Here is a 25,537-nt window from a genome sequence, read left to right as displayed (position 1 = left end):
CGGCACGGGCCCGGCACGTCCGATTGATCAGTTCCGGAGACATGGATGAACCACCCGATCGGAATGCGAACGGATCTCGACGAGGTGCGCGCGCGCATTCTGGAGGTGGCGGAGGAGCAGTTTCGCCGCATCGGCCATCATAAGACGTCGATGGCCGACATCGCCTCCGACCTCGGTATGAGCCGGGCAAACGTCTACCGATTCTTTCCCTCCAGGGATGCGATCAACGGGTTCATCTGCAAGCGGATGCTGAACGAGGCTGCCGACATCGCGTTTGCGATCGCCCGCACGAACGCCACGGCCCCCGAGAAACTCAGTCGGCTTTTCATCGCAGTCCACCACCATGGCAAGGCGACACTGATCGAGCAGAAGCACATGCACGACATGATTGTCGCCGTCATGCAGGAGAACTGGTCGATCGTAAAAACGCACATCGACCGGATGGTGACGATTTTCGAGGCGATCATTCGCGAGGGCATCGAGGCGGGCGAACTCGAGGTCAAGGACCCGGCAGAGGCTGCGCGTGCCGTCAAGACCGCGTTCATGCCGTTCTTCCATCCGCTTCTGATCGAGCACTGTGTTCAACACGGCGAAGACACCGAGGCGAGCCTGCGCGAGCAGATTCGCTTCATCCTGAAAGCTCTCGGCAAGCCGGATTGAGGCGTATCGCGCAAACGTGCCCACCTCAACTCCGATGCCGCATCGCCTCAACGATCACCACCATTGCCGCCGAGAGTTGCCGCCGGCTCGGATAGTAGAGGTGATAGCCCGGGAAGGGCAGGCTCCAGTCGTCGAGCACGAGCCTCAGCCGCCCCTCCGCGATGTGGTGGCTGACGAGGTTTTCCGGGACGTAGCACATGCCGTAACCGCTCAGCGCTGCGTCGACCATGGGGATGGTCGTGTTGAAGGTCAGCTGGCCTTCCACACGGACTCGCAGCTCGCGGCCCTTCTTCTCGAATTCCCAGGCATAGAGCCCGCCGAACGTCGCCTGCCGCAGGCAGATGCAGTCATGCCCGACCAGATCCTGCGGCGTCCGGGGGGCAGGGCGACGGGAAAAGTATTCCGGCGAGGCCACCGCCACCAGCCGCCAGTCCGGGCCGATCCGCACCGCGATCATGTCCCTGTCGACGCTTTCGCCGAGCCGCACGCCGGCGTCGAAGCGTTCCTCCACGATGTTGCGCATGCCGTTGTCGCTGTAGAGCTCGATGCTGAGGTCGGGATAATTGCGAAGCACCGGCTCGAGCTTCGGCCAGACCGTCGTCTGCAGCGCGTGGTCGGACAGCGTGATGCGGACCGTGCCCGAGGGCTTGTCGCGGAAGGCGACCAGGCCCGCAAGGTCGGCCTCGATCTCCTCGAAGCGCGGCGCGAGCGACTGGTAGAGCCGCTCGCCGGCTTCGGTCGGCGCCACGCTGCGCGTCGTGCGCGTGAGCAGGCGAACGCCGAGCCGCGCCTCCAGCTCCTTGATGGTGTGGCTGAGCGTCGACTGCGAGGTGCCGAGCTCCGCCGCCGCCTTGGTGAAGCTGCGCTCCCGGGCGACCGCCACGAACCACAGCAGATCCTTCATGTCCCCGCGCTGCATTAGGTCCTCCCTGAGCCATATTCATATCACAGGTCGATAAGTCCATGCGGATTATATCGTCTAATCGAACGGCGTCCGCTGCAATATCTTCCCCCGCAAATCGGCGCGGCCAGCTCGCGTCCGGGCTCGGCCGCTTCGACGAGGGCGAGCAGGCCCTGCGCATACCCGGCGAGTTCCCGCTTCACATCGAACGCATTTGACGACGCCAAGGAGATCACCATGGACATTCTTCGTGCAGGCTCTCGGCCTTCCGGCAGGGGACCCGCGGACTGGTTCACCGGCACGGTCCGGATCGATCCGCTCTTCAACCCCTTCGACGCCGCGCGGGCACAGGGCGCGCAGGTGACTTTCGAGCCGGGCGCCCGGACAGCCTGGCACACGCATCCCCTCGGGCAGACGCTGATCGTCGTCTCCGGCCTCGGCCGCGTCCAGCGCGAAGGCGGTCCGGTCGAGGAGATCAGGCCCGGCGACGTCATCTGGTTCGCGCCTGGCGAAAAGCATTGGCACGGTGCCTCGCCCAACACCGCGATGGTTCACATCGCCGTCCAGGAGCCCATGGACGGCGAGGCCGTGGCCTGGCTGGAACATGTCACCGACGCCGAATACGGCGTCTGATTTTCTCCCGAACGAAAGGAAGCAAAAATGCTCGCAACTGTTCTTCACAAGCCGGGCGACATCCGCTGCGAGGAAGTCGCCGACCCGAAAATCGTGCGCCCTACGGACGCTATCATCAAGCTGTCGGCGAGCTGCATCTGCGGCTCGGACCTGTGGCCCTATCGCGGGCTGCAGCCGGTCGATGCCCCGCAGCACATGGGACATGAATATTGCGGCATCGTCGTCGAGGTCGGCAGTGAGGTGCGCACGATCCGCCGCGGCCAGTTCGTCGTCGGCTCCTTCTGCCTCTCCGACAACACCTGCCCACATTGCCGCTTCGGCTTCCAGTCCTCCTGCGAGCAGCGCGAGTTCATGAGCGGCGCGCAGGCGCCTTACGCCCGCGTACCGCTGGCGGACGGGACGCTGGTCGCCACCTCCGAGGTTCCGCCCGCCGAGCTGGTGCCTGACCTTTTGGCCGTCTCAGACGTGCTCGGCACCGGCTGGTATGCGGCCGACGCGGCCGAGGTCCGCGAGGGATCGACGGTGGTCGTCGTCGGCGACGGCGCGGTCGGCCTGATGGGCGTCCTGGCGGCCAAGGAGATGGGCGCGGAGCGCATCATCGCGATGAGCCGGCACGAGAGCCGCCAGAAACTCGCCCGCGAATTCGGCGCGACCGACATCATCGCCGAACGCGGCGAGGAAGGTATCTCGCGCATCAAGGAGCTGACCAAAGGCGTCGGCGCGGACTCGGTTCTGGAATGCGTCGGCACGGCCGAATCCTTCGACCAGGCGCTGGCCTGCTCGCGACCCGGCGGCACGATCGGCTATGTCGGTGTGCCGCATGGCGTGAGCTTCGACGGCCAGCGCCTGTTCTTTGGCCAGAAGCGTATGCTCGGCGGCCCGGCGCCGGTGCGCCGCTTCCTGCCAGACCTGATGGACCGCGTGCTTCAGGGCAAGATCAAGCCCGGCAAGGTGTTCGACCTCAAGCTGCCGCTGGCCGAGGTTTCCGAAGGCTACCGCGCCATGGACGAGCGCCGCGCGATCAAGGTGATGCTTGAGGTCTAGGCGTTGGAGCACCAATCTCCCCCCTTGCGGGGGAGATGTCGCAGTTCCGCCGCAAGGCGCGATCGCCGGGAACAAAGCGCGCCGCCGCTGGTTGAGAACGGTCGGCAATCGAGCGGCGGGTCTATCTGCGGGCGTCGGTTGCCTTGAGCGGGAAAAGCGGCGGAAAGGTCACGGCATGCCAGGAGCGGCGAAACTTGCTAAGCTTGTCGAGAAGCGCGAACCGCTCACCTTCCGCTTCAACGATGACGGCCTTGTGCCTAACCATCCACGCTGGCCGATGATCGTCTATCGCGGGGCTGTGACGCTGCCGGACGATGTCGATCCGGCGGGCGTCTTCGAGGATCTCTTCAGCACGAACGGCTGGGGCGACGGCTGGCGCAACGGCATCTACGATTACGTCCATTACCATTCGCGCATCCACGAGGTGCTGGGCATCGCGCGCGGCACGGCCGAGGTGCGCTTCGGCGGCGAGAAGGGCAAGGTGCTGACCGTCAAGGCCGGCGACGTGGCGATCCTCCCGGCCGGCACCGGCCACCACCGCCTGTCCTCGTCATCCGATCTTCTGGTCGTCGGCGCCTATCCGCCCTTCGGCACCTATGACCTGTGCACGCGCGCCGAACAGCACGAAGAGGCGCTGCGAACGATTCCCAAGGTCGGCCGTCCGGAGAAGGACCCGGTCTATGGCAGCGAAGGCCCGCTGCTTGCAGCGTGGAAGGATGGCTGAAGGCCTCGCTCCCGCTTGGGTTGGAAGGAGGCGGGCTGCGACGTCTATGGATACTTCGCCTTCTTCGGTGCATAGATCGCCGGGTCGAAATCCAGCTCCTTCGGCAGGGGCTGGCTCGAGCATTGCAGATGCATCTGGCGGGCGAGAAGCCTTCGCTGCTGCTGCTCATGCTCCTTCACCGCCGCCACCATCCCCATGCTGTAGGGCCCGAGCAGCACGCCAAAACCCCAGCCTGGGTGGTCCTTTTCGCGTTGGGCATAGTCCGTGACAGCAGAGCGGGCTTGCTGGCATGCCGGCGACGCCCACTTCGGGTCCTGCTGCGAAAGCTTCGCTTCGTAGTCGACCGGTGAGGACACACATCCAGCCAGCGCCGCGCTCAACGCGACGACCATTGCGAATCTCATCCTTAAGCCTTTCCTAAAGCAAGGTGGGAGTACACAGGAACCCTCCTTCCCACAAGCCGACGAGGCGAAATGCGGATTTCAGCAGAATTTCAGAACTCCGTCAGTACGGTGCGGGCAATCTAAGGCATGCTGCTCCGATAGAAGGAGGCAGCCATGTTCGACGATCAAGCCCGCACCCTTGCACGCCAGGAACTCTTCGAGATCGTCGCCGGCGGAATGGTCAACCCCGGCTATGCGCCGCCCGGCGCGCTGATCGAAATGCTCGAGATCACGGCGATGGGCCTGGCCGCCGACCGCGCCACCGGTCCAATGGATATCTTGACCCCGGCGCGGAATGGTAGCCGAATGGGTGACTGGATATTGCGCAAGGGCAGGTCGCTGTTCCATGGCGGAATCCGCTTCGCAGGGGGTCTTACAACTCGGCGACTGCCAGCTTGATCTGGAGCGCGGGCTGCTGCTGCGGGACGGGACGGCGGTGCCGCTGCGCTCAAAGGCGTTCAGCCTGCTTTCATATCTGGCCCGAAACGACGGCAAGGTCGTCACTAAGTCGGACCTGATCTCCGCGGTCTGGGGAAACATAGCCGTCACCGAGGATTCCCTCACCCAGGCGGTGCGGGACATAAGGAAGGCGCTCGACGACGGCGATCAGGCGATCCTGAAGGCCGTCCCCAAGCGCGGCTATGTGCTCTCGTCTCCCTGCCACAAGCCGTCGCCGGCATCGCAGCCGGTCGTCGCGGTCGTGCCGTTCGAGGATGGCCGCGCGACCGGCGAGACGTCTGATCCGGTGATCGGCGCCTTCGCGGGCGACGTGGCGGACAGGCTTGCCCGCTTCCACACGGTGACGGTCCTGAACCGGGAAACGGCGCTCGCCGCCTTCCGCCAGGCTCAAGGATATGGTCCACCGCTCGCCGTGCGGCCGGACTATTTCGTGCAAGGCTCCGTTATTCGTAGCGGCGACCAGCTGAAGATCAGCGCCAAGCTGGTCGACGCGCAAGCCGGAACGCTGGTCTGGGGCGAGAGCTACACGGCGGCCGGGCCGGACCTGTTCGCGGTTCAGGACGAGATTGCCTATCGTGTCGTGAACCGGCTGGTTTCAAACCTGGAGGCGGCGGCGTTGCGGCGAAGCGCCGGCAAGCCGACGCGGGACCTTGCGGCCTATGAACTGGTGACGCGCGCGATCGTGCGCTTCCGCGGCTATCGTGCCGACGACAACAGCGAAGCGTTGAACCTGCTCAAGGCAGCGATTTCACGCGACCCGGACTATGGGCTCGCCCAAGCCTATATGGCGCTGGTGGAACTCGCGGTTGCCGACTACGGAAGCGCGCCGGAGGATGTCATCGCAAGCTGCACCGAGCGTGCCTCGCTTGCCGTGGCGCTGGCGCCGGACGAGCCCCGCTGCCATCGCATCCTGTCACAGGCGCGGCTTGCCGCGCGCGACCATAGGGCGGCCGAGCATCACATGCGGCGCGCGCTCGACATCAACCCCTACGACGCCGACACGATGATGCAGATGGGTCACGTGCTGTCGTTGCGCGGACGGCCGCTCGACGGGCTGGAGCTGATGAACAGGGCGGTCGCCGCAAATCCTCTTCACGCCGAATGGTACCATTGCGATCGAGCTCTCGCGCTCTACGCCGCCCGCGACTATGGCAACGCCGCAACAGCGATGCAGCGCCTGCCTTACGGGCCTCGACGGTGGTCGCTGCTTGCGGCTGCGCTGGCGCGCTCGGGCGACAGGGCCGGAGCGCGTGACTGCGTCATGCTTATCCGCAAATCGGACCCAGGCTTCTCGCCGGTAAGCCACTTGCGCACGAGTATCGAATTCGAGAGACCGGAAGACACCGAGCATCTCGTCAAAGGCTTCGAAATCGCCGCCGCGATGGCTGAATGAGAGACGGCCTCGCGGCCGCTTGATCAAACCGAGGTTTCGGAAGATCGGATGACGACGCTCTATCTGCTCTGTGGGAAGATTGCCGCCGGAAAGTCCACCCTTGCCGCTCGTCTGGCTGCCCGGCCGGCGACCCTCCTCATCAGCGAAGATCACTGGACCTCGGCGCTTTTTGCCGGGGAACTGAAGACGATTGAGGACTATGTTGAGTGTTCCGCGCGTCTTCGCGCGGCGATGGGACCTCATGTCGTCGATATCCTTCGGCACGGGCTTTCGGTCGTTCTCGACTTCCCTGCCAATACTGTCGAGTACCGGCGTTGGATGCGTTCGCTGGCTGATACCGCCGGCGTGCTGCATGAGCTTCACTATCTGGATATTCCTGACGCTGTTTGTCGGCAGCGGCTCCAGGAGCGGAATGCAGGCCGCACACACCAATTTCTGGTAAGCGAAGCGGAATATGATTTGTTTTCAAGCTATTTCGTTCCTCCGGGTCCGGCGGAGGCATTCAATGTCTTCGTTCATACGGTTTAAGCAGCGCGCCGCGCTCAGAACCTGCGGCTGAGATAAGGCGATCCCCCGAGGCCGAAGCGCCACTCGGCCTCCACGCCCCTGGAAATCCCGATCCTGCGTCCGCTGAGGATCGCGGCTGGATTGGTTTCGGTACGCGCAAATTCGAAGGGCGGCGCGGTGAGCAACAGCCCGTTATGCGAGCCGTCGATGCCGAGCGCTTGGCAGAGCTTGCCGGGACCGGAACAGAGCAGCCGGTCATCGTCGGTTCCCCGCCTGCCGCGCATGGCCGCGATGCCGGATTGCGGCTGGATCGCGCGGATCAGCACCGCGCTGCCCGGCAGGCACACGGCGTTCAGGCACCAGTGCAGGCCGTAGGACCGGTAGACATAGGCGGTGCCTGGCGAGCCATACATCGCCGCGTTGCGCGGCGTTCGGCCGCGAAAACTGTGCGAGGCTGGATCGTTGGCCAGATAGGCCTCGGTCTCGACGACGATGCCGCCGACGCCGTTGAGCCCAAGCCGCACGCCGATCAGCTCGCGCGCCACGGCGATGGCGTCGCGGGCGAAGAAATCGTGCAGCAGAACAGTCAGCTGTCCTGCCCCGGAAAGCCGGCATCCGGGACGGCAACCTTCCGGGCGGCGATCAGCGCCCGGACGGACTCCTGGATTGCCTCGAGGCTCGTATAGCGAGGCTTGTAGCCAAGGCGCTGGCGGCTTTTCTCGATCGAGTGGCATGAGCTGCGGATGACGTGCCCGCGGGAGCCGACGGCATCCTCACCTTCCAGATCGCGGATCCATTCGTCGAAGGGCTTGAACGCGATCCGCGGCTCCTTGCCGAACCAGCGATAGACGGTTTCGGCATAACCCCGCAGAGTGACCGCTTGCTCGGAAACCGTGTTGAATGCCTCGCCGATCGAGGCCGCGCGGTTCTCGATCGCGCGGATGATCCACTGGGCGACATCGTCGGCGTGAACATGGTGCACCGTCTCGAGCCCCAGATTGGGCAGAACCAGCTCATCGCCACGGGCGATCGACGAAAAGACAGCCGGATTCGCGTTGCCGATCGGGTTGATCGGGTTCCATCCCTCTCCGACGATATGGCCGGGCCGGAAGCAGGTCGCCGGAAAGCCGGTCAGGCGTGCCTGCCGCAACAGCCAGGCTTCGATCGCGGCCTTGTTCGTCCCGTAGGTGTCGATGGGGTTTGGGGGATCCGCCTCGGTCGACGGGACCGTGAAGAAACGGCCGTACACCCAGATCGAACTGCAGAACAGATAATGCTCGACCTTGTCGCGCAGCGCCTCGACCAATTGCTGGGCGCTGGGCAGATCGAACGAAATCATGTCAATCACGATCTCCGGACGCAGCTCCGCGATCTTGGTGCCGAACCGCCCCGTCTTCTCTTCGGCGGCGCGATCGATGGCGACGTTCTCGATTGCGCTCCAGGCAAAATGGGGGCGATAGGGCACCGCCGTGCCGCGGCTCACATTCACGACCTCATGCCCGATTTCGACGAGCCGAGGCACCAAATAGCTCCCGACGTGACCACTGCCTCCAATGACGACGATGCGTGCCATGGCCTGCTCCTTGTTACTCCGCAATTCCGGACGGAAAACCGCTACACGCTTTTCCTGGAATTGCTCCTCGCTGCTCGCACGATTTGCTGAAATTCGAACGTCCTCCGAAGAGATGTTTCGGTCGGTCCCAGGTGATGTTGTCGTTGCCGCGTGAGAGTAGGAATGGCTGCCAGGGCAGGCAAGACCGCTGGTGCTGCCCGTCCTACGTCGCCGAAAGTCAATCGCTGGCGAGCCCTAAACCTTTGGGCTTGGACGACGATCGCGGTTGCCTGGATTGCGGGCGCAGGACCCTGCCGGCAACGGCAAGGACAATTCGTCCTACCGCAATCCCCATCAAGCCGGCCGCCGCTTTGACGAGGGCATCTTGGAGACGGGCATGTCGGCCGGGATCGATCGCCTGGAGCAGTTCCAATACGCCGGCCACGGTGCAGACAAACAGCATTGCCTGCACCAGGCGGGCGCGGAATCCGAAGGCCAGGGCAAGGCCGAACAGGGCATAGGCCAGGGCGCGTTCCAGATCCGCGTCACCAAGATGCGGCCGCATTTGGATCGGTGAGAGCGTGGCGAATGCAATGGCCGCAAGCAGGATGAGCGCGGCAAGACGGGAGATCGAGGTCATCCCCGCTCATACAAGCGCTGAGCCGGCATAACAATACACAGGCGCGCTATGGAGCACGCGTAGAGCGCGCCGGGTTGATGGCGGCAAGAGGTGTCCGCCCGACCTTCGCGCACTAGATAGCAGGCATGGATACGCTCTTTGCCTTGCTGCTGTTCGTAGCGGTCATCGCAATCATCTTTCTCGCCGGCAGATGGAACACGTCGGATGCCGACCACTATATGGGCTTCGATAATCTCCGCAGGCCCCGCAAGAGGGGGGCTCCGAACGGCGGCAAGGAGGAGTGAGGGTCGCGCCTTCCTTCAAACCTCATCCAAGAAGATTGCGCGCCGTGCGCATGAATATTTTCGAGCCGATCGGGATCAGGTCGTCCGGGAAGTCGTAGTCGGGATTGTGCAGCGCCGGGTAGCGCTCGCCCGCACCCAGGAAGAACATCGCCGACTTGGCGTTGTGGCCGAAGATGCCGAAATCCTCCGAGGCGCGCATCGGCAGCGCTTCCTCGCCGCGCGGTACGTCTTCCTCGTCGAGCGCGCGGTTCAGATGCTCCACCGCATCCGGCGCATTGACGCTGGCCACGAAAATCTCGTGATAGTCGTGGCGGGCGGAAAGGCCATGCTCGGCGGCTATCTTTGCCGCCAGCGCTTCCGCGGCAGCGCAGAGATAGGTCATGCGCTCGTCGCGCCGGGTGCGCAGCGTCGCCCAGATCTCGGCATATCCGGGCGCGATGCCGAACACCGCCTCGCCCATCGAGCAATGGGTGACGGTCACCATGCCGAAATCGTCGTCGGCGAAGGTGCCGCGCCCGAGCGCCGGCAACTGCGGCATCAACTGGCTCATCGCCAGCATCGGCGACACGCCGGTTTCAGGCATGGAGGAGTGCGCGGTCTTGCCCTCGAGCACGATCCGCATGCCGCGCGAGGCGCAGTTGACCACGCCGGCCTTGAGCCGCACCTCGCCGAACGGCACGCCCGGCAGATTGTGCAGCGAGAAGGCGAAATCCGGCGCGATCTCGGAAAAGCGCGGATCGGCGACGACGCCGGCTGCGCCGTTGCCGGTCTCCTCCGCCGGCTGGAACATCAAAACGACGCGGCCGCGAGCGGGCCTCTGGCGCCCGAGTTGGCGGCCGAGCGCGGCCAGGATCGCGGTGTGCCCGTCATGGCCGCACATATGCGACTTGCCGGGCACCTGCGAGGCATGCTCGACGCCCGACAGCTCATGGATGGGCAACGCGTCGAGCTCCGAGCGGAACAGCACCGTCGGCCCGGCCTGCCCGCTGTCGTAGACGGCCGCCACGCCGTGGCCGCCCAATCCGGTCAGCACCTTGTCCGGGCTTGTTTCGGCGAGGAAGTCGACGACTTCTCGTGCCGTCTTCTCCTCCTCGTTGGATATCTCCGGCTGCTGGTGCAGCTTGCGCCGCCATGCCGTCAGTTCGACGAGATCTCGATTGGTCAGGGTCATGGTGTTCGGCTCCGCTTGTGCTTGCAGCTCACACAAACACAATAGGGTTTTGCCCGTGCCGTGCCATGCTCGCAAATTGCAATAGTCCATGGGAACCATAGGGCCAAGAGCAGGGTTTGGCTGTGCAGCCTCAGCTTGAGGCACAGTCACCGATCAAGGAAGAGCCCGATGAAATTTCCACACGGAGCGACAGCAGCTGCCGCTGCTTTGATATTCGCGAGCATCCCGGCCTTGGGCCAGACGACCGGGACGCCAGCGCCCACCACGACGCAGCAGCCCGGACCCACACCGCTGCCGGAGGCCAGCGGTCAAGCCGGAGGCCCTACGCGCGACATGATCCGCCAGATGATCGACGAAGCACTTCAGGAAAAGCTGCAGGAAGATCGTGCGCCTGAACGAGGGCCTCGGCACCGCGAACGTTGGCGCCGAAATGCCGGAGGAGGCCCGCATATGGGCCACGGGATGGCTGGAAGATCCAATTGGATGGGACCTCGCACGATGCATGGCGCCAGGATGCAAATCCTGTTCGCGATAGTGGATGCCGACGGCGATGGCGCACTGTCGCAGAGCGAGGTTCAGGATGCGGTCGGAAGGATATTCAACGCTGCCGACGAGGACGGCGATGGCAGCGTCGACCTGGGCGAGATCCAGTCGTTCATGCATGGCTCCAGCGGCGGGCACATGCAGTAGCAGCTCTCAAATGATCGCAGCCGGAATTCGCCTGCGGCCGATTCGCGCCGGAGACCGCAAGGCCTGGACAATGCCGCCAAGCGCCAGCGGCAAGAAAATCGTAGCGTAAGCAGCAACGCCGGCCAAGAAGGCGGGTTACTGCCCGACGTCGGAGCATTGCGCGTCGCGACCCCTCCATCCGGAACCATATATGTGACACCCGCAGATTGAGATATATTGCGGCCCACGTTCGCGTCTGACGTTCATCGACCGGGGATGACATGCAGGCAGTGCCGATAGCGCATGACGTGGAGCAACCTGCTCTCGCCTCGATACCCTCGCTGACCGGCTATCCGGCCGCCGTGCTGTGCTGGCTTCTGTCGGCCGGCGTCTACATCGCGGCCAAGTGGGTGGCGCCGGAAATGCCGCCCTGGGGCCTCTGCTTCTGGCGGCTGACGCTCGCCTGCGCCATCCTGCTGCCGATCGTGCACCGCCATCACGGCGCGATGATCGCGCTTCTCAAATCCCGGCCCCTGGAGATCGTCGCCGTCGGAGCGATCGGCCTGACGCTCTGCCAGGGCCTGATCTACCATGGCCTCGCGGCCACCGACGCGACCACGGCCGGCATCATCATGGCGCTGTCCCCGGTCATGACGATGGTGCTCGCGCGTTTCGTGCTTGGCGAGCCGCTCGGGCTTGGGAAGTCGCTCGGCGCGCTGGCCGCGCTCGCCGGCATGCTGGTCATCGTCGCGCACGGGGATCTTGCGGCGCTGCTTCAGCTCCAGTTCAATCCCGGCGAATTGTGGATCGTCGGCAGCGCCTTTTGCTGGGCGCTCTACACGGTGCTCGTACGCCGTTCCAAATTCGGCATCGAGCTCCTGCCACTGGTCGTGCTCCTGCTCGGCGCCGGCGCGCTGGTCGCGCTGCCCTTCCATTTGTGGGAGATCTTCAATGACGAGCGCTCCGCCATGAACGCCAACGGCCTGCTCGCGCTCGCCTATCTGGCAGGCCCCGGCGGCGCCCTGATGTACTATCTCTATAACCGCAGCGTCGAAACGCTCGGCGCCAGCCGGGCGAGCATGCTGCTCTATCTGCAGACGCTGTTCGTCGCCATCCTCGCCTATCTGCTGCTCGGCGAGAGCCTGCATGACTACGACCTGCTCGGCGCCGCCTTCATCGTCGCCGGCATCGTACTCGCCACGGCAACCAAGCCCAAAGCAATGCGCAATTCATCCGGTCGCGTCAGACAGGGCCGGTGAAGAGGACCTAACAGGCTGTGGAAAAAGGATCGGAGATACCCGTTTTGAATCTGGTTTGTGCTCGGTCTGATTCTGATACGTCCCGTAAACAAAACAGTTTTTCAACAGCCGTCATCGCTCGATGTTCCGCCGTTTTGACCGATGCATGTCGCCAAAACTGCACCGTTGAACGACGTGCACAAAAACAAGAGACTTGAAGCGCGCCGCCTGAATCCGTTTCGACGCGACGCGCTTCAAATAGCCCGGCCTGCTTTGGCGGATAAAATCGGCACATGGCAGCAAGCCGGGCTGTGCGCCGGCGTTGGGCTGGGGGGCGGGGTAGCCGGCGCCGGGACAAAGTGTTCGTTTGCTGGCGATTCGACAATTGCAACAGAGGTCTGTTGTCTCTGAGCAATGGTCCTATTGCATGTCGCCCAAAAGTGCGCAGCGGTTTTGGGAGAACGACATGCATCGAAACAAAGACTGAAGCGCGTCGCCTGAAACCCATGTCTGCGCGACGCGGTTTGGTGCGGGACGGATGAGTATCTTGATTATCGCGGTCAACCGTACTGCGCAGTCACAGCTTCCGTCCCGTGTCCAATAGGAAGTTGATCGCTTCTCCCAACAAAAAAAGCCGTCCCAGGCGGGTGGGACGGCCTTCTCACGGTATAGCGGAGTCTCAATAAGATGTTTTGGGCGCTGCCGTTGCGGGAGCTGCTGTCTTGGCCGCGGCCTTCGCAGCGTGCTTCTTGTGCTTCATCGGGCACTTGTGCGTCTTGGTCACTTTGCAGACCTTCTTGGCGGCGACCTTCTTCGGAGCAGCCTTCGCCGGTGCGGTGGCAGCCGGAGCAGTAGTCATGGTAGCGGCCGCGTTGCCGAGCACCGGCATCGAGAAGGCGAGGGCAACGGCGAGGCCGAGGGCGGAAAGGAGGGACTTTTTCATGGTTTTTTCTCCTTGCTGTGCAGGTCGGGTTTGGGTGCCACTGCATCCGGGTCGATCGGTGTCACGCCAAGCAGTTTCAGAGCGTTCGCAAGCATCCGGATTCCCTGTGCCTGCTTCTTGTTGGCGCAGAACCGGTTTCCCTTTCTTTGCAGTGCTTTCGCCGCGGTGACCTGCATTGACGCGGCATGGGTTTCGAGGGCTTCGTCAACTTGGCGGCTGAGATTGGTGCAGCGTTCGGTCCGGGTGGTCGCAACCTTTGCCCCGCCAGCTTCGACCGGGCCGGTGACGAGCGACACGCCGAGCAACGCACCCATCAAGCTGATCGAGAACCTTTGCATCGCTTGTCGCCAATCCGAACAAGTGCTGCTGCACTGCAGCCGATGACTGACCCTCTCCAGGCAATTCTACGCCTGAACCATTTCTGGAGTTTTTCTGCTGTGTTTCTGAATTGTGTCTGAGGCGCTGACGGAGCGCCTTTGACGAGGCGCATTTGACCGCCTGCTCGGTGGCCATTCACCTAAATTTGTCAAGGAATTGGCTAACGTACATATCGACCAAGCTGCCGACGCGCCAACGGTATAATCGCACGGCCACTCTTTGCCGCCCCATAATCGTCTCTGCATGTTCTGTTGCAAGTTTGAGCAACGTTTCCGCGACTTCCTGCGCCGACCAGCCTTTAAGAACGGAGGCCTTCACCAATGCCCGAAACGCGGGCTCGAGGGCGACCTCGCAGTTGACGGCGCGATCGGGGCTGCCTTCAGAAAGCAAGGGAGGTTCAATCGGCGGTATCGCAGCCATGCACCCAGAAAGCGCAAACGTCGAAAATCGTTCCGCCTGTCATTGGCCCTTGTGGCAGCAACCGGCGGGCATTTCAATTCGGACACTGACATTTGATGCAACGTTCAGCGTGCCCTCCTGGTTTTTGTTGGGGAGGATTCGGCATATGAGAGAACATGTAGGAGACGGTTCCCAAGTCCGAACTGATGACAAGCAGTTGGTCGCTCTGTTGAAGGAAAAGGCAGGTATCTCGGAGGCTGAAGCCTGCAAGCTGATAAAGGAGGTCGGGCACGACCGCCATTCGCTTCTGCGAGAAGCCCGATTTCTGAAAGCGAGGCATTGATCGGTCGCGGCCGTGACGCTTGCCTCAGATCCGGGCCAGCTTGCCGATGGCACCGGCCGCTTGCCCGGCGGTGAAGCCGATCGCCCCTGCGATGACGGAGCCGCGCGGACGCAAGGCGTTCTACGAAATCCGTTGCCCGTTCTCATCGAGCAAAACGCAGCCGGCCGGATCGAACCCGACCTCTATCGCCTCGCCCTCGCGGACGACGCGGCCGTTGATCGAGGCGTTGGCCCGCACGCTCGTCTTGCCGCCGATGTCGATCTCGTAGATGGCGCTGCCGCCGAGATACGAGGTGGAGACGACGCGGCCGGACAGCCGGTTGGCGCCCGCTGTCGCACCCACCGACAGTTTTTGCGGCCGGACCACGACGGTGACCTTGCTTCCCTGCGTCAGCGGCCTCGGCGACGTCACATGGACCGTCTGGCCTGCGGCAAGCGTGATCGCTGTCGGTCCATCGGACTTGCTGACGGTCCCGGCAAGCATGTTGGCCTTGCCGAGGAAATCGGCGACGAAGGCAGTGGCAGGCCGCTCGTAGACTTCCTCCGGCGTGCCGATCTGTTCCACAGAGCCGGCATTCATCACCACGATGCGGTCCGACATGGAGAGCGCTTCTTCCTGGTCGTGCGTGACGAAGATGGCGGTGATGCCGGTTGCCTTCTGGATCTTCTTGATCTCGACGCGCATTTCCTCGCGCATATTGGCATCGAGCGCCGACAGCGGCTCGTCGAGCAAAAGCACCTGCGGCTCGAAGACGATGGCTCGCGCCAGCGCGATGCGCTGCTGCTGCCCGCCCGACAGTTGCGAGGGCAGTTTCCTCTCGCTGCCCGGCAGCCGCACCATGTCGAGCGCCTGGCCGACCCTGCGGGCAATCTCCGCCTTCGGCACGTTGCGGTATTTCAGGCCGAAGGCGACATTGTCGAACACGCTCTTGTGCGGGAACAGCGCATAGCTCTGGAACACCAGCCCGATATTGCGCTTGTAGATCGGCACGTCGTCGACCCGCCTTCCGTCGATCATGATCTGGCCGCCCGAAATGTCGACCAGCCCGGCGATGGAGCGCAGGATCGTCGTCTTGCCGCAGCCCGACGGCCCGAGCAGCGTGACGAAGCTGCCCTTGCGGATCGACAGCGAGAAATCGCGCACCGCGACGAACTTGCCATAGGCGATATCGATGTCGCGGAACTCGACCGCCGGCTTATCCGCGCCCACGCCGGAGACGGCGCCGGGGGAGGGTGCCCCGGCCGAGACCGGCCGGGGGGCTGATGACGATGCGCGGCTGTCAGGCACCTTTCGCGATCCTGTCCCACTGCTTGGTCCAGGCGTCCTCGTTGGTCGCCCAGTAGACCGGGTCGGCGAAGGTCAGCGCCTTCATCGAGCCGGTCTTGTCGAAGGCCGGCAGCTTCTCGATCTTTTCGGTGAGCTTGACCTTTGTCGGGTCGAGCGACGGCGGATAGCTTTGACCCTCGGCCACCGCGATGGAGGTCGCCGGATCGAGCATGAAGTTGATCAGCTCCTCGCACTCGGCCATCGGCGAGCCTTTCAGGATCAGCATGTCCTCCATCCAGGCATAGGAGCCGGCCGGATCGAGATAGCCGATCGGATGGCCCTGATCCTGCAACGCGGCGACGCGGCCGGACCAGGCATCGGTCACCACGATCTCGCCCTTGGAGAGCAGGTCCATCAGCTCGGCGCCGGAGCTCCAGAACTTCTTGGCGAGGTCGCGCGTCTCGCGCACCTTGGCCCAGATCGTGTCCATGTCCTTGATGTTGTTGGGATCCTGTCCGGTGGCGAGAGCCGCGTACCAGACGCGCGTGGTCATGTCGGCATAGCCGCCGACCTTGCCGGCATATTTCTTGTCGAGCAGCAGGGCAGCACCCTTTTCCTTCGCCTCCTCCGGCGAGATCACCTTGGTGTTGTAGGCGATGCCGGTGGTGCCGTAGTCGTAAGGCACGGCCGAGAGTTTTGGCGTCAGCTTGCGGAACGGCTCGATCATCGGCTGCAGCACATTCGCCATGTTGGGAATGTTGGCCTCGTTGATTTCCGAGTTCATCCCGGCGTTGATGTATTTGATGTAGTAGTTGACGCCGGACGAATGCACGATCTGGAAGTCGCCGGGCTTCGCCGTCTTGATCTTGGTGATGATCTCGTTCTCGTCGCCGAACGTGCCCTGGACCACCTTGATCTTGGTCTTGGCCGTGTAGGGCTGGAAGGCGTATTTGTCGATCGCGTCCTGCACCGTCCCGCCCCAGCCGTCGAAGCGCACCTGCTCGACCGCGGCGAGCGCCCGGCTCATCCACGGCATGGAGAGGCCAGCCGAGGCCGCGGCGGCGGCGGTCAGGCTCAGGAAAGTGCGGCGGCTGAGATCGCCGTTGACGTAGCGGTCGTGCAGCCGTTCCAGCCGCTTGGTGGTGGTCAGTTTCATCGTGCTTCCTCCTTTGGTTCGCCTCGTCTTTTCAATCTGGTCAGGCTTTGCATGAGCACGCCGCCGATCAGCGGGATGCCGACGGTCACCAGGATCATGACGGTGCCGAGCGCGTTGATCTCCGGGCTGATCGAAATCTTGAGCATGGAAAGGATCTGGGTGGGCATGGTCTCGACTCCGGCCGGCCGCCAGAACAGGCTGGCCGAGGTGTTGTCGAACGAGATGGTGAAGGCGAGCAGCGCGCCCGCAACGACCGCCGGGATGAGCAGCGGCAGCGTGATCTCGCGGAAGGACGAGAAGCGCGAGGCGCCGAGCGAAAGGGCGGCCTCCTCATAGACGCGCCGGATGCCGACCATGCGCGCCTGGGTGATCAGCACGACATAGGGCACCGCGAGCAGGATATGGCCGAGCACCAGCAAAAGCAGCGTCCGCGGCTGGTCGACTGCCTTGATCAGCACCAGGAGGCCGACGCCCAGAATGGTTTCCGGCACCAGCGCCGGCAGGATCACCAGCGTGCTCAGCGTCTGCTTGCCGGGGAATTCGAAGCGCACCAGCGCGAACGAGGTGACGACGCCGATCGCCGTTGTGGCTATCGCCGTGACCAGGGCGATCCATAGCGACGTGCGGAAGGCGGCCAGCACCGCCTCGTTGGCCATCAGCTTGCCGTACCATTGCAAGGAAAATCCAGTCATCGGGAAGCCGCCGAACATCGAGGCGTTGAACGACAAAATGACGGTCGCCGCGATCGGCGCGAACATGAAGATATAGACGCAGAGCGTGACGAAGCCGGTGAGCCGCCACGCCCATTTGCCTTCCTTGTTCGGCCGCGCCGCTTTCATCTAACCAGTCCCTTCCATCATCCACCAAGGCCTTTCACGATCTGCGACATGCCCATGTAGCGGGTGTAGATGGCGGCGAAGAAACCGAGCACGACGAACAGCACGATGGAGAGCGTGGCGCCCATCGGCCAGTTCAGCTCGCTCATGATGGTGTCGTAGATCAGATTGCCGAACAGCGCGTCGCGGCCCGAGCCCAGCAGCTGCGGCGTCACATAGCTGCCGGCGGCCAGCACGAAGCAGAGCAGTAGGCCCGCCGCCAGGCCCGGCAGCGAGAGCGGCAGCGTGACCTCGCGGAACGCCTGCGCGCTGGTGCAGCCCATCGAGCGGGCCGCCGCAATCAGCGTGCGGTCGATGCTCTCCAGGCTGACATAGACGTTGAGGATCATGTAGGGCAAAAGGAAGTGCAGCAGCCCCATGATGACCGCGCCCTCGGTGTAGAGCATAGGCAGCGGCTCGCTGATGATGCCCATTTTCATGAGCGCGACGTTGATGACGCCCTGTTCGCCGAGGATGTTGATCCAGGAAAAGGTCCGGATGGTGAAGCTGATCCAGAACGGCACGATGAGCAGAAGCAGGAGCAGCCATTTGTGCTTGAAGCTCGTGGCCCAGATGAAATAGGCCGGAAAATAACCGAGCACGCCGCAGAGAAGGGCGGTGATGGCGCCGACCCTCAGCGTCTTCAACAGGAAGCCGTGATAGTAGCTGTCGGTGAGGAATTCGTGCCAGTTAGCGCTTGTCAGCGCGCTCGTCTCGACGCCGGCGGTGACGAAGGTGAAGAAGGTATAGGCCGCCATCACGGCGATCGGCAGCACCAGGAAGAAGATCAGCAGCAACAGCACCGGCGCGATCAGCATCCAGGCCAGCCGTGGATCATACAAGGTCCATCGATTTTTCATGCGCACCCGGAGGTCCGCGCTTTCTTCGAAGCGCTTGGTGTTCCCGCGGTGAAGATTGTTTCATTGCCGCCGCGATGTCCACAGGCGGCGGTCCAAATTCCATTCTGCCAGACGGGTGCTCGCGATTGCGCCAAAGGCAGTGCGGGGGAGCCGGGGCAGACCATGCCGCCAGCGGCTCATCTTGGCAAATCGGGTTCATCGATGACGAACGCAGCGACGGCCCTTACCTCTTCAGTCCGATGCTCATGCCGCTGAGATCGGCGTTGACCTGCAGGCCGACCTGCCTGCCGGTGAGTTCGAGCCGGGCGCCCTTGTCGTTGGTCATGACAATTACCTGCGCCCCTCGGCCGAGCGCGCCGCCGCCGCCGGCCGCGCCGTACACCCCCGTCACATCCCGGGCGCGGCGAATATTGCGCACCTTACCCTGGAAATAGGTCTTGGAGGCCCCGAAGGCGAGGCCGCCCGAGATGCCGCCGATCGAGATCGGATAGCGGCGACCATGGAAGGTCAGCGTGCCCTCGCCGCCGGAGCCGCCGATAAAGAAGGCCGCCTTGTAGACGGAAAAGCGGATCGTGCCGCTGTCGGCGTGCGCGGCGCCGGCAAAGCTGACGCCCGCGGCCGCGATGACGGCAAACGCGGCTGAACGGAACCTGGACGAAATCTTCATGATGAGAGACTCCTCAAAAGCGCCGCTTGCCCATCCGGCCGGGCACGTCAGCGTCGCACCAAAGCTATAGCTGAACAGTCTTGCACGCCTTTGGTTCCAAGGCTTGCGGACTGAATCCGGTCGCGAGAAGACCGCCACGAAACGAGGCCGATGGCGAACATGGTCTTGGCTGTGAGAACGGTGGCCCGCAGCTTGTCGCCGCGCCCACCGCTCCGTGAACGCCCGCGCCAAAGAATCCAACATTGCCCGGGTGACGTACTGGAAGAAAGTCCGGTTCAACGGCTCGGCTATCAGCCACGCAATTCTTGCGCATGCGCCTTCGCGAAGTCGGCCATGCTGTCGAAGCGGAAATCGACCTTTGGCATGTCGCCGGGGTGCATCGTGGCGCCAAAACCCTGGTCGGCGTGACGACGGTAGATCCAGCACGATTTGAGACCCAGGCGGCTGGCCGGAACGTGATCATGGAACATGCTTTCGGCCGTGTGCAGGATCTGTCCCTTCGCGACGCCGATGGTTCCGAGCTTTTCGAGCATATAGTCGAAGTTGCGTTCGGAAGGCTTGTAGGAGCCGATATCCTCCGCCGTGTATATCGCATCGAAATAGACGCCGAGCTTCTCGTTGCTGAACGAAAAGCTCTTATTGTCGACGTTGGAGAGGATGATCAGCTTGTAGTGCTGCTTGAGATACTGCAAGGCCTTCGCGGAGTCGGCAAAGGCCGGCCAGTCCTTCACGCTTTCGCCGTAGGTGATGCATTCCTCTCGAGTGACGACGACGCTCCATTCCTCGGCAAGCCGCCTGTAGACGATCGCCAGAAGGTCGCTGTAGCGCCTTTCCGGAGTCCATTTCTGCTGACTGGATTCGTGCCGGGCGTGCGCCTCGAGTATCTCGTTGCGGCTCAAGCTGCGGCCGGTCCGCTCGGTCAGCGGCTTCAGACCGTCGATCATGCCGGTTTCCCAGTCGATGAGCGTGCCGTAGCAGTCGAAAGTCAGGGCCTTGAAATCTGTCAGCTTCATGGGATTACCCTCCTTGTTGTTGATGGTGAGCGATTATCCGACAGGCTGCTCGCATGAGCCCAAACGCGCTCGTCCTTCGATGCGGCGCCCCTCGATGATGTGAGCCAGACCCCGAACAGCGTCACCGCAAGGCCGACGAACATCGCCTTCGAAAGCGGCTCGGCGAACATCGACCAGCCCCAGAGCATCGTCGCCGGCGGGCTGAGATAGATCACGCTGCTGACCTGCGCGGCCGGGTAGAGGCGCAGGCTTGCGTAATAGGTGCCGTAGCAGAAGAAGGTCGAAAACAGCACCAGCCACGCGATGCCGAACTGGAAACGGGTGTCGAGAGGCGGCATCAGCCCGCCGTTCCATCCGGCACAGGCGGCGAAAAGGACAGAGGCGGTCAGGCATTGAATGCAGAGACTCCGGTGGATCGGCATATTGATCGTCCCCAGTCGCTTCTGCACCACCGTTGCCAGCGCCAAAACCATCATCGACGCGGCCGTCAGGACATAGGCCCAGGCCGGGGCCGTCCCCAGCGTCAGGCTGTCCAGCGAGACGATGAGCACGCCGGTCACTCCGAGAGCCGTTCCGATCCATTGTCTCCCGCTCAACCGCTGACCCAGAACCGGCTGCGACAAGGCTGCGATGGCGAGAGGGACGAGATCGGAAATGAGCGCGACCAGGCCGGTCGGCACGCGCTGGCCGATCGCTAAAGCGAAGCCGCCGAGATAGAGGAACATCATCGCCACGCCGAACATCATCTGCTGGATCAGCGCGCGCGCGCCGATGCGCGGCCCGATCAGGAGAGCAAATGGCAGAAGGATCAACCCGGATAACAGGGTCCGCCAGAACAGGACCAGCATGACATCGGCGTTCTCGCTGGCGTAGCGGATGCCGACGAAGCCGGAACTCCAACTCAGGACCAGGGCCGTCGCCATGATCGGCCATGCGAGGGGATGGGTCTGGTTCTTGAGGAGCGTCATGGGTTGTCTTTTTCAGGCGGGTCCATGTTCCGGAAGCGGACCACGGGCAATCTTCGGCGCTGACTTATGTCGACACGCACGCGCGGTTGCACATGACAAATTTCGATACACCCATGAAATAGCCATGAAACTTGGCATATGAGTTTGCCTGAATATCGGTTCTGCGTCAGAGGTTGGCGCGTTGCTTTCATTTCGAACGAGGATTGTCATGGCTGGAGTTATGAGTCGCCGCCTGGATGTCGATGCCTTGCGGGCGCTGGTCGCGATCGAGAAGCATGGCGGTGTCACGCGTGCGGCCGAGGTGCTCGGCCTGTCGCAATCGGCCGTCAGCCACAAGATGAGGAGGCTGGAAGCGAGCCTCGACTGCGAGATCCTCAGCCGGAAGGCAAATGCGCCGATGTTCACCACGGCCGGGCACGATCTCCTGGGTTATGCACGGCGCATCCTGGGAATCCATGACGAAGCGATCCTGAGCCTCTCGAAAAGCACGCTGCAAGGCAAGATCGCACTCGGAATGACCGAGGATACGACCTGCACGGACCTCTCACGCATTCTTGGCCGGTTCCGCCGGCTCTACCCCGAGGTGAGCGTCCGCACGCAAGTGCGCATGAGCCTCGTCCTGCAGGAGCAGCTCAGCCAGGGAGCCCTCGATGCGGCCATCGTGCAAGTGTTCCAGCACGAGGTCCGCCCCGCCGACATCGTGCTGTACCGCGAAACGCTGCACTGGGTGAAGTCTCCGGACCTGGTCCTGTCGAAGGACAAGCCGATCCCGTTCCTTTCCTTCGATGAGGACTGTTTCTATCGGCGCTGGGGCCTCGATCTTGGGCAGGACGAAGGGACGGTGTTCGAGACCGTGTTCGAATGCTCAAGCGCTGCCGGAATCATCGCAGGCGTGACCTCTGGGCTCGGCGTCGCGCTGTTGAGCCAGCGCCACCTTCAGCCCGACATGGAGATCGTCGACAGGGACTTCCCCAAGCCTCCGGACCTGGCCTATGTGGTCAGGCGCGCGCGCAACGCTCGAAATCCCGCGCTGGAGACTTTGGTCAGGGAAATCGAAGCCGAAGTAAAACGTTACGGAGCGCTTCAAATCGCCGTCTGAGCGCGTCACGCTGCTGCTGCTGCGGAGGGAAAGCTGTGCACGCTGGTGGCGACCGCCCACTGCTTTGATAAACTGAGATATCGGATTTGGCGCATAAAGTAGATTAATCGGAAGTAGACCATAAAACGGACTTATGTGAATTGGCGCATAAGCTACCTTTCCGCAAACGCCCGCGCGAATGAATCGATCATCGGCCGTGCCAGGTACTCGAAGAAAGTCCGGTCGCCGGTGCTGATGAAGGCTTCGACCGGCGTTCCTGGATAAAGCTGCTCTGCCTTCACGCCGGGAGGTAAGGCATCCGCGATCTTCAGCTTGGCGCGGAAATAGGGTTCGTGGGTGGTCGCGTCGACTAGCCGATCGGCGGAGATCTGCGTGACCGTGGCCGACACCTCGGGCGTCAGGCGCATGTTGAGCGCGGACAGCCTGAGCTTGGCCGGCTGGCCGACGCGCACTTGGTCGACGTCCTTCGGCCGCAGCTTCGCATCGACGTTGAGACCGGATGCCGTGGGCAGGATCTCCATGATCTTCTCGCCGGGCGCGATCACGCTGCCCTTGGAATTATAGGTCGACGACACCACGATGCCGGCGGCCGGCGCCTTGATCGTCGTGCGCTGAAGCACCGCCCCGGCCGCCCGCATCTGTTCCCCGATGTCGGCGAGGTTGGTGCGGACCTCGTCGAGCTTGCTCAGCGCCTCTTCCACGCGCTGCGTGGTCAGGCGCTCGACTTGCACCTGAGCTTCGACGATCTGGCTGTTGGCCGCGGCGAGGTTTGCCTCCAGCGCGCCAGCCTGGCCGACGAGATCGGCCTCTGAGCGCAGAAGCTGCGAATATTCGGTGCGGTTGGTGAGCCCCTTGTCCAAAAGGCCGGTCTTGATGCCGAGTTCCTTCTTCACCACTTCGGACTGCTGTTCGATGGCGAGCTTCTGGGCGTTCAAGCCCACCACCGACTCGCGATGCATGGCGACGCGCTGCGCCATGATCGATTGCTCCGACCGGAACCGGGCGAGCCTGGCGTCGAACTCCTTCTGCTGTTCGCGAAGCAGGTTCTGGAAGTCTTGCTGGAACGGCGCGGGCGCGGCGTCGGCGATCGGCGCCAGCCTGTCCAGCCCGTCGCGTTCGGCCTCCAGCCGCGCGGCGCTTGCCTTGAGCGCGATCGACTGTCTGGTCAGCCGGTTGAGGTCGGCCTGCGCGGCCGTCCGGTCGAGGAGGATGAGATCCTGGCCCTGCCGCACGCGGTCGCCTTCGTGGACGAGCAGTTGCTGGATGATGCCGCCCTCGGGCTGCTGGATGAGGATGTTGCCGCCGGTCGCCGAGATCGTGCCTTGCGTGATCACCGCGCCGGACAGCGGCGCGCTCATCGCCCAATAGCCGAAGCAACCCACGAAGATTGCGATTGCCGCATATCCGGCCAATGCCACGCGCCGGAAGTCGGTGCGTGGCTGTCGATCCCAGGCGAGGCTCTCCACCGTCATCGTCTACGACCCGAAGCGGATGCCGTGGGCGCGGATCGTCGGCGCGAACGAGCCGGTCACCACCGTGCCCTGCTGTGCTGGGTTGCCGGCAATTGGCTGCCTGAGTAGCTCGCCGCTCGGACCGAAGGCCTCGATCACGCCGCCGCGCAAGAGCATTACGCGGTCGCAGGCGGCGGCGATCGAAGGGCGGTGCGTGATCACGATCGTCGTGACGCCGGCCGCCCGCGCGGCGGCAAGCACCGCCTCGAGCGCCGCCTCGCCGCTGCCGTCGAGGTGGGCGCCGGGCTCGTCGAGCACCAGGATGCGCGGATTGCCGTAGAAGGCGCGCGCCAGCCCGATCCGCTGGCGCTCGCCGCCCGACAGCGTCCTGTCCGACGGGCCGACCCTGGTCTGGTAGCCGTCGCTCAGCGCCAGGATCAGCTCATGTGCCTCGGCGCGCCTTGCCGCTTCTATGATCGCGGCGTCCTCCGCATGCGCGTCGAAGCGGGCGACATTTTGCGCGATCGATCCGGGAAAGAGCTCCACTTCCTGCGCCAGGTAGCCGATCTTTCTTCCGAGCTGGTTTTCGTCCCAGGTCCTGAGATCGGCGCCGTCGATCCTGACCGCGCCGCCGGTCGGCTGGGCGGCACCGACAAGCAGCCGCGCCAGCGTGGATTTGCCGGCGCCGCTCGGGCCGACGATCGCCACCGCCTCGCCGGCGCCGATTTGGAAATTCAGGCGCTTGAGGATGGGTTCGGTGCCGGGCTGGGCATTCGGCGCCATGAAGAAAACGTCCTGCATCGAAATCGCGCCGGACGGATCGGGCAAGGTCAGCTTCCGCGCTTGCGCCGGATGCGCCGCTAGCGCCGTCTCCAGCCGCTTCCAGGCCCGCCGGGCATCGACGATCTGCCGCCAGGAGCCGATCAGCTGATCGAGCGGCTGCAGCGCGCGAGACGACACCAGCGAGGATGCGAAGATCATGCCTGCCGTCATTTGGCCTTGCAGCACCAGCCATGCACCGGCGCCGAGGATCGCGAGCTGCAGCACCATGCGCAGCGCCCGCGATGCGCCGCTGAAGATCGCGTTGGCGCCTGCGGAGCGGTCATGCAGGACGAGCGCATCGGCGACATGGCGTCCCCAGGCCCGCGCTGCGTTCTCGACCATGCCCATGGCGCGCAGCGTTTCGGCATTGCGGGCAAAGACCTGTTCGGCTTGGGCAGCCAGCGCCGAGCGTTCCGCGGAAAGCGCATCGTTCCTGCCAATGGCAAGCTGGTTCGCCACGACCAGGAGAACGAGGAGTACCGTGCCGGCGAGCGTCACCCAGAACAGCACCGGATGGATGAGGTAGAGCAGAGCGAGGAAGACGGGTGCGAAGGGCAGGTCGAACAGCACCGCCACGCCGCGCGACCGGATGAAGGCGCAGACCGAGGCGAGGTCGCGCAGCGGCGACAGGCCGCCGGCATATCTGGGTGCAAGTGATGCGGCAAATGTCGTCGCGCCCAGCTTTTTATCGACGGTCGCCGCGACGCGTTGCGTGTAGACGGCGCGGACTGCGTCGAGAAAGCCGAGAAAGCCGAGCGCCATCACCGCGATGGCCGACAGGTAAAGCAGTGTCTCGACGCTGGAGGAGGGCAGGACGCGGTCATAGACCTGCAGCAGATAGAGCGGGATCACCAGGAGCAGGATGTTGATCAGCAGCGAGAAGACGCCGACATCGGCGATGGCGCGCATGAACACCCGCCGCAGGCTCGACTGCCCGGCGCGTTTCCCTGGCGGATCGTTCTCCCGGAACATGGCGCGC

30 protein-coding genes are annotated in these 25,537 nt (G+C 63.7%); 11 read left to right on the top strand and 19 right to left on the bottom strand.

Annotated elements, in window-relative coordinates; translation table 11 throughout:
* The first annotated feature begins 45 nt into the window (after positions 1–45).
* Positions 46–660: a TetR family transcriptional regulator gene (locus tag ABID26_RS00550; protein ID WP_292344328.1), complete on the top strand. Its 615-nt coding sequence runs from the start codon at positions 46–48 to the stop codon at positions 658–660.
* 25 nt (positions 661–685) lie between these two features.
* Here ABID26_RS00550 and ABID26_RS00545 read toward each other — a convergent pair whose 3' ends face one another.
* Complete coding sequence (locus ABID26_RS00545) at positions 686–1,579, bottom strand: LysR family transcriptional regulator (protein ID WP_292344327.1); 894 nt, start codon at positions 1,577–1,579, stop codon at positions 686–688.
* A gap of 26 nt (positions 1,580–1,605) precedes the next feature.
* On the bottom strand, positions 1,606–1,800 hold the full coding sequence (locus ABID26_RS00540) for a hypothetical protein (RefSeq protein ID WP_189521263.1): 195 nt from the start codon (positions 1,798–1,800) through the stop codon (positions 1,606–1,608).
* Between ABID26_RS00540 and ABID26_RS00535 the strand changes: the two genes are divergently transcribed.
* The 3 genes from ABID26_RS00535 (at position 1,799) to ABID26_RS00525 (ending at position 3,962) form a co-directional block, all read left to right on the top strand.
* On the top strand, positions 1,799–2,194 hold the full coding sequence (locus ABID26_RS00535) for a (R)-mandelonitrile lyase (protein WP_292300871.1): 396 nt from the start codon (positions 1,799–1,801) through the stop codon (positions 2,192–2,194). The two genes, ABID26_RS00540 and ABID26_RS00535, sit on opposite strands and share 2 nt — an antisense overlap.
* 27 nt (positions 2,195–2,221) lie before the next feature.
* Positions 2,222–3,238: a zinc-dependent alcohol dehydrogenase family protein gene (locus ABID26_RS00530; RefSeq protein ID WP_126100907.1), complete on the top strand. Its 1,017-nt coding sequence runs from the start codon at positions 2,222–2,224 to the stop codon at positions 3,236–3,238.
* 175 nt (positions 3,239–3,413) lie between these two features.
* Positions 3,414–3,962 carry a cupin gene (locus ABID26_RS00525; protein WP_292300867.1) on the top strand — a complete coding sequence of 183 codons (549 nt, stop codon included), beginning with the start codon at positions 3,414–3,416 and terminating at the stop codon, positions 3,960–3,962.
* Positions 3,963–4,006: 44 nt separating this feature from the next.
* Here the strand turns inward: ABID26_RS00525 and ABID26_RS00520 are convergent, their stop codons facing one another.
* Positions 4,007–4,354 carry a hypothetical protein gene (locus ABID26_RS00520; protein WP_435528530.1) on the bottom strand — a complete coding sequence of 116 codons (348 nt, stop codon included), beginning with the start codon at positions 4,352–4,354 and terminating at the stop codon, positions 4,007–4,009.
* 165 nt (positions 4,355–4,519) lie between these two features.
* On the opposite strand from ABID26_RS00520, the gene ABID26_RS00515 reads away from it, so the two are divergent.
* The 3 genes from ABID26_RS00515 to ABID26_RS00505 are packed head-to-tail and all read left to right on the top strand — an operon-like array spanning position 4,520 to position 6,785.
* Entirely contained in the window at positions 4,520–4,804 is a 285-nt protein-coding gene (locus tag ABID26_RS00515; protein WP_189521262.1) for a hypothetical protein, read from the top strand.
* Positions 4,752–6,257, top strand: coding sequence for a winged helix-turn-helix domain-containing tetratricopeptide repeat protein (locus ABID26_RS00510; protein WP_292344325.1), 1,506 nt, complete (start codon positions 4,752–4,754; stop codon positions 6,255–6,257). The genes ABID26_RS00515 and ABID26_RS00510 overlap by 53 nt, the downstream gene beginning before the upstream one ends.
* A gap of 48 nt (positions 6,258–6,305) precedes the next feature.
* Positions 6,306–6,785 (top strand): AAA family ATPase, encoded by a 480-nt coding sequence (locus tag ABID26_RS00505; protein ID WP_292300862.1) that lies wholly within the window; start codon positions 6,306–6,308, stop codon positions 6,783–6,785.
* A 14-nt stretch (positions 6,786–6,799) separates the two neighbouring features.
* On the opposite strand, the gene ABID26_RS00500 is transcribed toward ABID26_RS00505, so the two are convergent.
* The 3 genes from ABID26_RS00500 to ABID26_RS00490 form a co-directional block, all read right to left on the bottom strand.
* Positions 6,800–7,345: a DNA-3-methyladenine glycosylase gene (locus ABID26_RS00500; RefSeq protein WP_292300916.1), complete on the bottom strand. Its 546-nt coding sequence runs from the start codon at positions 7,343–7,345 to the stop codon at positions 6,800–6,802.
* 5 nt (positions 7,346–7,350) lie between these two features.
* Entirely contained in the window at positions 7,351–8,337 is a 987-nt protein-coding gene (locus tag ABID26_RS00495; protein WP_126100903.1) for an NAD-dependent epimerase/dehydratase family protein, read from the bottom strand.
* A 217-nt stretch (positions 8,338–8,554) separates the two neighbouring features.
* The gene (locus ABID26_RS00490; RefSeq protein ID WP_292300859.1) at positions 8,555–8,956 is read right to left on the bottom strand and encodes a VanZ family protein; all 402 of its coding nucleotides are present in this window, start codon (positions 8,954–8,956) and stop codon (positions 8,555–8,557) included.
* Between the two features lie 125 nt (positions 8,957–9,081).
* Between ABID26_RS00490 and ABID26_RS00485 the strand changes: the two genes are divergently transcribed.
* Complete coding sequence (locus ABID26_RS00485) at positions 9,082–9,240, top strand: hypothetical protein (RefSeq protein ID WP_292300858.1); 159 nt, start codon at positions 9,082–9,084, stop codon at positions 9,238–9,240.
* A 22-nt stretch (positions 9,241–9,262) separates the two neighbouring features.
* On the opposite strand, the gene ABID26_RS00480 is transcribed toward ABID26_RS00485, so the two are convergent.
* Positions 9,263–10,411: an amidohydrolase gene (locus tag ABID26_RS00480; RefSeq protein WP_292300856.1), complete on the bottom strand. Its 1,149-nt coding sequence runs from the start codon at positions 10,409–10,411 to the stop codon at positions 9,263–9,265.
* 333 nt (positions 10,412–10,744) lie between these two features.
* Here ABID26_RS00480 and ABID26_RS00475 point away from each other — a divergent pair, with 333 nt between their 5' ends.
* Both ABID26_RS00475 and ABID26_RS00470 read left to right on the top strand, forming a co-directional pair.
* Complete coding sequence (locus ABID26_RS00475) at positions 10,745–11,101, top strand: hypothetical protein (RefSeq protein ID WP_292300853.1); 357 nt, start codon at positions 10,745–10,747, stop codon at positions 11,099–11,101.
* A 260-nt stretch (positions 11,102–11,361) separates the two neighbouring features.
* Positions 11,362–12,339, top strand: coding sequence for a DMT family transporter (locus ABID26_RS00470; RefSeq protein WP_292300851.1), 978 nt, complete (start codon positions 11,362–11,364; stop codon positions 12,337–12,339).
* Positions 12,340–12,997: 658 nt separating this feature from the next.
* Here ABID26_RS00470 and ABID26_RS00465 read toward each other — a convergent pair.
* The 10 genes from ABID26_RS00465 to ABID26_RS00420 all read right to left on the bottom strand — a co-directional run bounded on the left by ABID26_RS00465 (position 12,998) and on the right by ABID26_RS00420 (position 21,186).
* Positions 12,998–13,261, bottom strand: a complete 264-nt coding sequence (locus tag ABID26_RS00465; protein ID WP_292300850.1) for a hypothetical protein — start codon at positions 13,259–13,261, stop codon at positions 12,998–13,000.
* Entirely contained in the window at positions 13,258–13,599 is a 342-nt protein-coding gene (locus tag ABID26_RS00460) for a hypothetical protein (protein WP_292300848.1), read from the bottom strand. Before ABID26_RS00460 ends, ABID26_RS00465 begins: the two co-directional genes overlap by 4 nt.
* A 175-nt stretch (positions 13,600–13,774) precedes the next feature.
* On the bottom strand, positions 13,775–14,059 hold the full coding sequence (locus ABID26_RS00455) for a hypothetical protein (protein WP_292300847.1): 285 nt from the start codon (positions 14,057–14,059) through the stop codon (positions 13,775–13,777).
* Between the two features lie 442 nt (positions 14,060–14,501).
* On the bottom strand, positions 14,502–15,668 hold the full coding sequence (locus ABID26_RS00450; RefSeq protein ID WP_292300845.1) for an ABC transporter ATP-binding protein: 1,167 nt from the start codon (positions 15,666–15,668) through the stop codon (positions 14,502–14,504).
* Positions 15,661–16,803 carry an extracellular solute-binding protein gene (locus ABID26_RS00445; RefSeq protein WP_126100895.1) on the bottom strand — a complete coding sequence of 381 codons (1,143 nt, stop codon included), beginning with the start codon at positions 16,801–16,803 and terminating at the stop codon, positions 15,661–15,663. The genes ABID26_RS00450 and ABID26_RS00445 overlap by 8 nt, the downstream gene beginning before the upstream one ends.
* Entirely contained in the window at positions 16,800–17,642 is an 843-nt protein-coding gene (locus ABID26_RS00440) for an ABC transporter permease (protein ID WP_126100894.1), read from the bottom strand. Before ABID26_RS00440 ends, ABID26_RS00445 begins: the two co-directional genes overlap by 4 nt.
* A gap of 17 nt (positions 17,643–17,659) precedes the next feature.
* Positions 17,660–18,538 (bottom strand): ABC transporter permease, encoded by an 879-nt coding sequence (locus ABID26_RS00435; RefSeq protein ID WP_292300842.1) that lies wholly within the window; start codon positions 18,536–18,538, stop codon positions 17,660–17,662.
* Between the two features lie 223 nt (positions 18,539–18,761).
* Positions 18,762–19,205, bottom strand: coding sequence for a lipid-binding SYLF domain-containing protein (locus ABID26_RS00430; protein ID WP_292300840.1), 444 nt, complete (start codon positions 19,203–19,205; stop codon positions 18,762–18,764).
* Positions 19,206–19,495: 290 nt separating this feature from the next.
* Positions 19,496–20,218, bottom strand: coding sequence for a haloacid dehalogenase type II (locus tag ABID26_RS00425; RefSeq protein ID WP_292300839.1), 723 nt, complete (start codon positions 20,216–20,218; stop codon positions 19,496–19,498).
* Complete coding sequence (locus ABID26_RS00420) at positions 20,215–21,186, bottom strand: DMT family transporter (RefSeq protein WP_292300837.1); 972 nt, start codon at positions 21,184–21,186, stop codon at positions 20,215–20,217. The genes ABID26_RS00425 and ABID26_RS00420 overlap by 4 nt, the downstream gene beginning before the upstream one ends.
* 208 nt (positions 21,187–21,394) lie before the next feature.
* Between ABID26_RS00420 and ABID26_RS00415 the strand changes: the two genes are divergently transcribed.
* A complete protein-coding gene (locus ABID26_RS00415; RefSeq protein ID WP_292300835.1) occupies positions 21,395–22,285 on the top strand; it encodes a LysR family transcriptional regulator in 891 nt (296 codons plus the stop codon).
* 152 nt (positions 22,286–22,437) lie between these two features.
* Here ABID26_RS00415 and ABID26_RS00410 read toward each other — a convergent pair whose 3' ends face one another.
* Both ABID26_RS00410 and ABID26_RS00405 read right to left on the bottom strand, forming a co-directional pair.
* Positions 22,438–23,757, bottom strand: coding sequence for an HlyD family type I secretion periplasmic adaptor subunit (locus tag ABID26_RS00410; protein ID WP_292300833.1), 1,320 nt, complete (start codon positions 23,755–23,757; stop codon positions 22,438–22,440).
* Between the two features lie 3 nt (positions 23,758–23,760).
* A complete protein-coding gene (locus ABID26_RS00405) occupies positions 23,761–25,530 on the bottom strand; it encodes a type I secretion system permease/ATPase (RefSeq protein WP_292300830.1) in 1,770 nt (589 codons plus the stop codon).
* Positions 25,531–25,537 lie beyond the last annotated feature (7 nt).

Source organism: Mesorhizobium shonense, from assembly GCF_040545255.1.
GTDB classification, from domain to species: domain Bacteria; phylum Pseudomonadota; class Alphaproteobacteria; order Rhizobiales; family Rhizobiaceae; genus Mesorhizobium; species Mesorhizobium shonense.
The sequence above is the reverse complement of the archived record's forward strand: the minus strand, read 5'-3'. Positions and strand labels throughout refer to the sequence as shown.

Coding starts and splice junctions, on each gene's coding strand:
- ABID26_RS00550 (WP_292344328.1), top strand. CDS start 46: ATGAACCACCCGATCGGAATGCGAACGGATCTCGACGAGGTGCGCGCG.
- ABID26_RS00545 (WP_292344327.1), bottom strand. CDS start 1,579: ATGCAGCGCGGGGACATGAAGGATCTGCTGTGGTTCGTGGCGGTCGCC.
- ABID26_RS00535 (WP_292300871.1), top strand. CDS start 1,799: ATGGACATTCTTCGTGCAGGCTCTCGGCCTTCCGGCAGGGGACCCGCG.
- ABID26_RS00540 (WP_189521263.1), bottom strand. CDS start 1,800: ATGGTGATCTCCTTGGCGTCGTCAAATGCGTTCGATGTGAAGCGGGAA.
- ABID26_RS00530 (WP_126100907.1), top strand. CDS start 2,222: ATGCTCGCAACTGTTCTTCACAAGCCGGGCGACATCCGCTGCGAGGAA.
- ABID26_RS00525 (WP_292300867.1), top strand. CDS start 3,414: ATGCCAGGAGCGGCGAAACTTGCTAAGCTTGTCGAGAAGCGCGAACCG.
- ABID26_RS00520 (WP_435528530.1), bottom strand. CDS start 4,354: ATGGTCGTCGCGTTGAGCGCGGCGCTGGCTGGATGTGTGTCCTCACCG.
- ABID26_RS00515 (WP_189521262.1), top strand. CDS start 4,520: ATGTTCGACGATCAAGCCCGCACCCTTGCACGCCAGGAACTCTTCGAG.
- ABID26_RS00510 (WP_292344325.1), top strand. CDS start 4,752: ATGGCGGAATCCGCTTCGCAGGGGGTCTTACAACTCGGCGACTGCCAG.
- ABID26_RS00505 (WP_292300862.1), top strand. CDS start 6,306: ATGACGACGCTCTATCTGCTCTGTGGGAAGATTGCCGCCGGAAAGTCC.
- ABID26_RS00495 (WP_126100903.1), bottom strand. CDS start 8,337: ATGGCACGCATCGTCGTCATTGGAGGCAGTGGTCACGTCGGGAGCTAT.
- ABID26_RS00490 (WP_292300859.1), bottom strand. CDS start 8,956: ATGACCTCGATCTCCCGTCTTGCCGCGCTCATCCTGCTTGCGGCCATT.
- ABID26_RS00485 (WP_292300858.1), top strand. CDS start 9,082: ATGGATACGCTCTTTGCCTTGCTGCTGTTCGTAGCGGTCATCGCAATC.
- ABID26_RS00480 (WP_292300856.1), bottom strand. CDS start 10,411: ATGACCCTGACCAATCGAGATCTCGTCGAACTGACGGCATGGCGGCGC.
- ABID26_RS00475 (WP_292300853.1), top strand. CDS start 10,745: ATGATCCGCCAGATGATCGACGAAGCACTTCAGGAAAAGCTGCAGGAA.
- ABID26_RS00470 (WP_292300851.1), top strand. CDS start 11,362: ATGCAGGCAGTGCCGATAGCGCATGACGTGGAGCAACCTGCTCTCGCC.
- ABID26_RS00465 (WP_292300850.1), bottom strand. CDS start 13,261: ATGAAAAAGTCCCTCCTTTCCGCCCTCGGCCTCGCCGTTGCCCTCGCC.
- ABID26_RS00460 (WP_292300848.1), bottom strand. CDS start 13,599: ATGCAAAGGTTCTCGATCAGCTTGATGGGTGCGTTGCTCGGCGTGTCG.
- ABID26_RS00455 (WP_292300847.1), bottom strand. CDS start 14,059: ATGGCTGCGATACCGCCGATTGAACCTCCCTTGCTTTCTGAAGGCAGC.
- ABID26_RS00445 (WP_126100895.1), bottom strand. CDS start 16,803: ATGAAACTGACCACCACCAAGCGGCTGGAACGGCTGCACGACCGCTAC.
- ABID26_RS00440 (WP_126100894.1), bottom strand. CDS start 17,642: ATGAAAGCGGCGCGGCCGAACAAGGAAGGCAAATGGGCGTGGCGGCTC.
- ABID26_RS00435 (WP_292300842.1), bottom strand. CDS start 18,538: ATGAAAAATCGATGGACCTTGTATGATCCACGGCTGGCCTGGATGCTG.
- ABID26_RS00430 (WP_292300840.1), bottom strand. CDS start 19,205: ATGAAGATTTCGTCCAGGTTCCGTTCAGCCGCGTTTGCCGTCATCGCG.
- ABID26_RS00425 (WP_292300839.1), bottom strand. CDS start 20,218: ATGAAGCTGACAGATTTCAAGGCCCTGACTTTCGACTGCTACGGCACG.
- ABID26_RS00420 (WP_292300837.1), bottom strand. CDS start 21,186: ATGACGCTCCTCAAGAACCAGACCCATCCCCTCGCATGGCCGATCATG.
- ABID26_RS00415 (WP_292300835.1), top strand. CDS start 21,395: ATGGCTGGAGTTATGAGTCGCCGCCTGGATGTCGATGCCTTGCGGGCG.
- ABID26_RS00410 (WP_292300833.1), bottom strand. CDS start 23,757: ATGACGGTGGAGAGCCTCGCCTGGGATCGACAGCCACGCACCGACTTC.
- ABID26_RS00405 (WP_292300830.1), bottom strand. CDS start 25,530: ATGTTCCGGGAGAACGATCCGCCAGGGAAACGCGCCGGGCAGTCGAGC.